The 4,955-nt window shown below is 70.9% G+C and carries 5 protein-coding genes; all 5 read left to right on the top strand.

The features are described from left to right. Positions 1 to 512: FHA domain-containing protein (locus AB0L40_RS26580; protein WP_364361624.1), on the top strand; the 512-nt coding region annotated here is incomplete at its 5' end. Then, entirely contained in the window at positions 513 to 1,778 is a 1,266-nt protein-coding gene (locus AB0L40_RS26575; protein WP_364361622.1) for a Stp1/IreP family PP2C-type Ser/Thr phosphatase, read from the top strand. Then, positions 1,775 to 3,088: an FtsW/RodA/SpoVE family cell cycle protein gene (locus AB0L40_RS26570; protein ID WP_364361620.1), complete on the top strand. Its 1,314-nt coding sequence runs from the start codon at positions 1,775 to 1,777 to the stop codon at positions 3,086 to 3,088. The genes AB0L40_RS26575 and AB0L40_RS26570 overlap by 4 nt, the downstream gene beginning before the upstream one ends. Continuing rightward, entirely contained in the window at positions 3,085 to 4,548 is a 1,464-nt protein-coding gene (locus AB0L40_RS26565) for a penicillin-binding protein 2 (RefSeq protein ID WP_364361618.1), read from the top strand. Before AB0L40_RS26570 ends, AB0L40_RS26565 begins: the two co-directional genes overlap by 4 nt. 79 nt (positions 4,549 to 4,627) lie before the next feature. Further along, on the top strand, positions 4,628 to 4,955 hold a 328-nt coding region (locus AB0L40_RS26560), incomplete at its 3' end, for a protein kinase (RefSeq protein WP_364361616.1).

Genomic DNA, 4,955 nt, shown 5'->3' with positions numbered 1-4,955 from the left:
GTCTCGATGACGGTCGAGGACGGCTCGTGACCGCGCTGCCGCTCGCGGATCTCGTCGAGCCGGTCTCGGTCGCCCTGAAGTTCGCGATCGTCGGCGTGCTGTACCTCTTCCTCGCGTGGGTCGCGCGGTCCAGCGTCGTCGACCTCGGGCGCGGTGCCGTGGGCGCCGTCGCGCCGGGCGTCGTGGCCGGTGTCGGACTGTCCGGCGGCGGCGGCGGGGAACCCCGGCTGCGCGTCGAGCGCGCGATCGGGCACCATCCCGGGGACGAGTACGACGTGGGACCCGGCGCGGTCATCGGCCGCGGGGCCCAGGTCGAGATCCAGATCGAGGATCCGTACGCGTCCGGCAAGCACGCGCGACTGGTGCGACAGGCAGGGGTGGTGATCGTGGAGGATCTGAATTCGACGAACGGGACGTTCCTCAACGAGGAGCCGCTCGTGGGCGCCCAGCCGCTGCAGCTGGGCGACCGGATCCGCATCGGCGACACCGAGTTCACCTACCTGGACGACTGAGTGCTTCGCGTCATCGAATACGCCCAGCGGACCGACACCGGCCGCGTGCGCCCGGCCAACGAGGACTCCTTCGTGGCCCGGGCCCCCCTGTTCGCCGTCGCGGACGGGATGGGCGGTGCACAGGCCGGCGAGGTCGCCTCCCGGATGGCGGTCGAGGTCCTCCACGAGGGCCTCGGCGACGGCACCGACGGCACGGTCGCCGAGCGCCTGCGCGACCAGGTCGTCGAGGCCAACCATCGCATCCACGAGCGCGCGCAGAGCGACAGCCGCAACGCCGGCATGGGCACGACGCTCACGGCGGCCTACGTCGACGAGCGGCGCCTCGTCGTCGTGCACGTCGGCGACAGCCGCCTCTACCGGCTGCGGGGCGGCGTCCTCGAGCGCCTGACCCGCGACCACTCGCTCGTCGAGGAGCTCGTCCGCCAGGGCCGGCTGACGCCGGAGGAGGCCGCCGAGCACCCTCAGCGGTCGATCATCACGCGGGCGCTCGGCCCGGAGTCCGAGGTCGCGATCGACTCCGAGGTCCTGCGCGTGCAGGACGCGGACGTCTTCATGGTCTGCAGCGACGGGCTGACGGCGATGCTGTCGGACGAGCGGATCGGCGACCTGCTGAACGCCGGTGCTCCGGAGGACCCGCTCCAGGTCCGCGTCGACGCGCTCGTGGACGCGGCCAACGACGCCGGCGGCCGCGACAACATCACCGTCCTGCTCTTCCGGGTCGCCGGCGACGACACGCCCGGCACGATGGGCTCGCAGGCCGTCTCGAGCGTCGCGATCGAGGACCAGCCGACCGGCACCCACCCCGGGCCGGACGTCAAGGACCTGGACCAAGCCACCGCGGTCATGCCGATCGTCACCCCGGCCGACCTCGACGACGAGGACGAGGACGCCCATCCGCGCCACCTGATCGAGGCGAGCGGCCCGCGGAGCCCGCGCCCCGCCGGCAAGAAGCGCCGCCGCGGCCTGCGCGCCGGGCCGTTCATCGTGCTGTTCCTGATCGGCTGCATCCTCACCGGCGGGTACTTCGCGTCGCAGACGGTCTACTTCGTCGGCAGCTACAAGGGCCTCGTCACGGTCTACCGCGGCCTGCCGTACGACCTGCCGGCCGGGATCCGCCTGTACTCGGCGAACTACCCGTCGTCGGTGCCGGTCGACGAGGTCGACCCGCAGCTGCGCAAGCGCCTGTTCGACCACCGCATCCGGTCGCTCGGTGACGCCAACGACCTGGTCTCGCGCCTGGAGCGCGGCGAGGTCGTCAAGCCGTGAGCGCACGCAACCGCGAGGCTCTCGCGCTGTTGCCCTCCGCGCTGCTGGTGACCGCCGGCTTCGCGGCGATCTTCCTCAAGCGCGACGCCTTCCTGTCGGACGCCTCGCTGACCTACGGCGGGGTGTTCCTCGGGCTCTGCCTCGTCGGGCACCTCGTCGTCCGCTTCACCGCGCCGAACGCCGACCCGTACCTCTTCCCGCTGGTCGCGGTCCTCGCGTGCTTCGGCCTGGTCGAGCTCTACCGGATCGACGAGAGCTTCGCCCGCCTGCAGGCGCAGTGGTTCGTCGTCGGGCTCGGCCTGTTCGCCGTGACGATGGTGATGCTCCGCGACCTCCACCTGCTGGAGCGCTACCGCTACACGATCGCCTTCGCGTCGATCCTGCTCCTGATCCTCCCGCGCCTGCCCGGGATCGGCGGCGCGTCCAACGGCGCGTACCTGTCGATCAACCTCGGCGGCTTCTCGTTCCAGACGGCCGAGTTCGCGAAGATCGGCATCGTCATCTTCCTCGCCAGCTACCTGCGGGACACCCGCCAGGTGCTGATCCACGGGGGGCGGAGGTTCCTCGGGATGTCGTTCCCGCCGCTGCGCCACTTCGGGCCGCTGCTGGCGATCTGGGGCGTCGCGATGATCCTCCTGATCTTCATCCGCGACCTCGGCTCGTCGGTGATGTTCTTCGGGGCGTTCCTGGCGCTGCTGTACGTCGCGACGGGCAAGAAGCGGTTCCCGGTCATCGGGCTCGGGGCGTTCGCGCTGGGCGCCTACTTCGTCGGCAGCCGCGTCGGCCACGTCCAGGACCGCGTCGCCGCGTGGCGCCACCCGTTCGACAAGGACCTCTTCGAGCAGACCGGCGGCAGCGCGCAGCTCGCGCAGTCGCTGTTCGCGCAGGCGGACGGCGGGCTCTTCGGCCGCGGCTTCGGGCAGGCGGAGATCGGCCTCACCGACCAGAACGGCGTCATCGGCACGACGCTCCTGCCGGCGGCGAAGAACGACCTCATCTACTCGCTGATCACGAACGAGACCGGCCTGCTCGGCGCGGCCGCGATCCTCCTGGCCTACCTGCTGATCATCAACCGCGGGTTCCGGATCGCCACGCTGGCGCGCGATCCGTTCTCGAAGCTCCTGGCCACGGGCCTGACGTCGGTCTTCGCGCTGCAGGTCTTCGTGATCGTCGGCGGCGTCACCAAGGTGATCCCGCTGACCGGCGTGACGCTGCCGTTCATCTCGTACGGCGGCTCGTCGATCATGGCCAACTTCGTGCTGCTGGCGCTCCTGATGCGCCTGTCGGAGGACGCGAGGCGTCCCACGTGAACAGCTCGATCCGCAACCTCTTCGTCGTCTTCGTCCTGCTCTTCGGGGTCCTGGTCGCGTTCACGTCCAGGTGGACGGTCTTCGAGGACAAGGACCTGCGGACCAACAGCCTGAACAACCGGGACGTGATCCGCGCCTCGCGCGTCCCGCGCGGGAAGATCCTCGCCGCCGACGGCACGGTCCTGGCGCGCAGCCGCAGCGTGAAGTCCCGGGACACCGGCAACCGCTACTACCAGCGGGTCTACCCGCAGGGCAGCCTCTACGCCGCGACCGTCGGCTTCAGCGACCAGTCGCTCGGGCAGCAGGCGGGGCTCGAGAAGTCGCAGAACGAGTTCCTCTCCGGCAAGGCCGTCAAGCTCGCCACGGCGGTCGACCGACTGATCCAGGGCGACCAGCGCGGCGACGACGTGCGCACGACGCTGCAGCCGTCGGTGATGAAGGCCGCCGTGCAGGGGCTGAACGGCCGGGCCGGCTCCGTCGTGGCACTGGAGCCGAGCACCGGCAAGGTGCTGGCGATGGTGACGGTGCCGAGCTTCGACCCCGACAAGCTGATCGCCGACGGGGACACGTACCGCAAGACCCTGAAGAACGGCGCGCTGCTCAGCCGCGCGACGCAGTTTCCGTACGTGCCGGGCTCGACGTTCAAGGTCGTGACGACCGCCGCCGCGCTGGACAGCGGCAGGTACACGCCCGACTCGATCGTCGACGGGTCCAACAACCAGGTCTTCTCGAGCGTGCCGCTCGGCAACTTCGGCGGCGAGGACCCCGGGCAGATCACGGTCCGCCAGGCGCTCGTGCAGTCGGTCAACGGGGCGTTCGGCAACATCGCCGTCGACCTCGGCGGCCGCAGGCTCCAGAGCGCGATGGAGAAGTTCGGGTTCGACCAGCGGCCGCCGCTGGACCTGCCGGAGGGCGAGATCCGCCGCTCGGGGATCGTGCGCAAGGACGAGCTGATCCCGGCGTACAGCAAGTACGTCGACCTGGCGCGCACCGGCATCGGGCAGGACAAGCTCGGCGTCACGCCGCTGCAGATGGCGATGGTCGTCTCCGCCGTCGCCAACGACGGGAAGCTCATGAAGCCCCACCTCGTGGACCGCGTCACCGACCCCGACGGCCGGGTCCAGGAGGACGTCGAGCCGCAGCTCTACAAGCAGTCGATGAAGGCGTCGACCGCCGCGTCGCTGCGCGAGATGATGGGCAAGGTCGTCGACGAGGGCACCGGCAACCTCGCCAACCTCGGCACCGGCGTCACGGTCGGCGGCAAGACCGGCACGGCCGAGCTCGGCAACCCGGCCGCCGGCGTCAACAACCTCTGGTTCATCGGCTTCGCGCCGGTCCAGAACCCGAAGGTGGCCGTCGCGGTGATCGTCGAGAAGAGCCCCGGGCAGGGCGGCCAGGTCGCGGCGCCGATCGCCAGGAGCGTCATCCAGGCCGCCCTCGACGCGGGGGCGGGGCGATGACGCGGCGCGTGGGCGGCCCCGTGGTCCGACCGGCCGGGCATCATGCCTGGGCAGTGCGACCCACCGACGGAGCAGGACGATGAACAGGGTCGGACAGACGATCGACGGGCGATACCTCGTCGAGCGCCGCCTGGGCACCGGCGGCATGGCGGAGGTCTACGGCTGCGAGGACCTGCAGCTCGGGCGCCACGTGGCGCTGAAGGTCCTGCACGAGCAGCTCGCCGAGGATCCCGATGTCGTCGCGCGGTTCCGCCGGGAGAGCCAGTCCGCCGCGGGGCTGCAGCACCCGCACATCGTCTCGGTCTTCGACCGCGGCGACTGGGACGGCATCCCGTACATGGCGATGGAGCTCATCGACGGGGTGACGCTCAAGGACGTCATCCGCGACCAGGCGCCGCTGGACCCGG

Source organism: Patulibacter sp. NPDC049589 (genome assembly GCF_040675535.1).
In the GTDB taxonomy this organism is placed as follows: Bacteria; Actinomycetota; Thermoleophilia; order Solirubrobacterales; family Solirubrobacteraceae; genus Patulibacter.
Note: the sequence above shows the minus strand (reverse complement) of the source record. Positions and strands in the feature narration are given on the sequence as shown.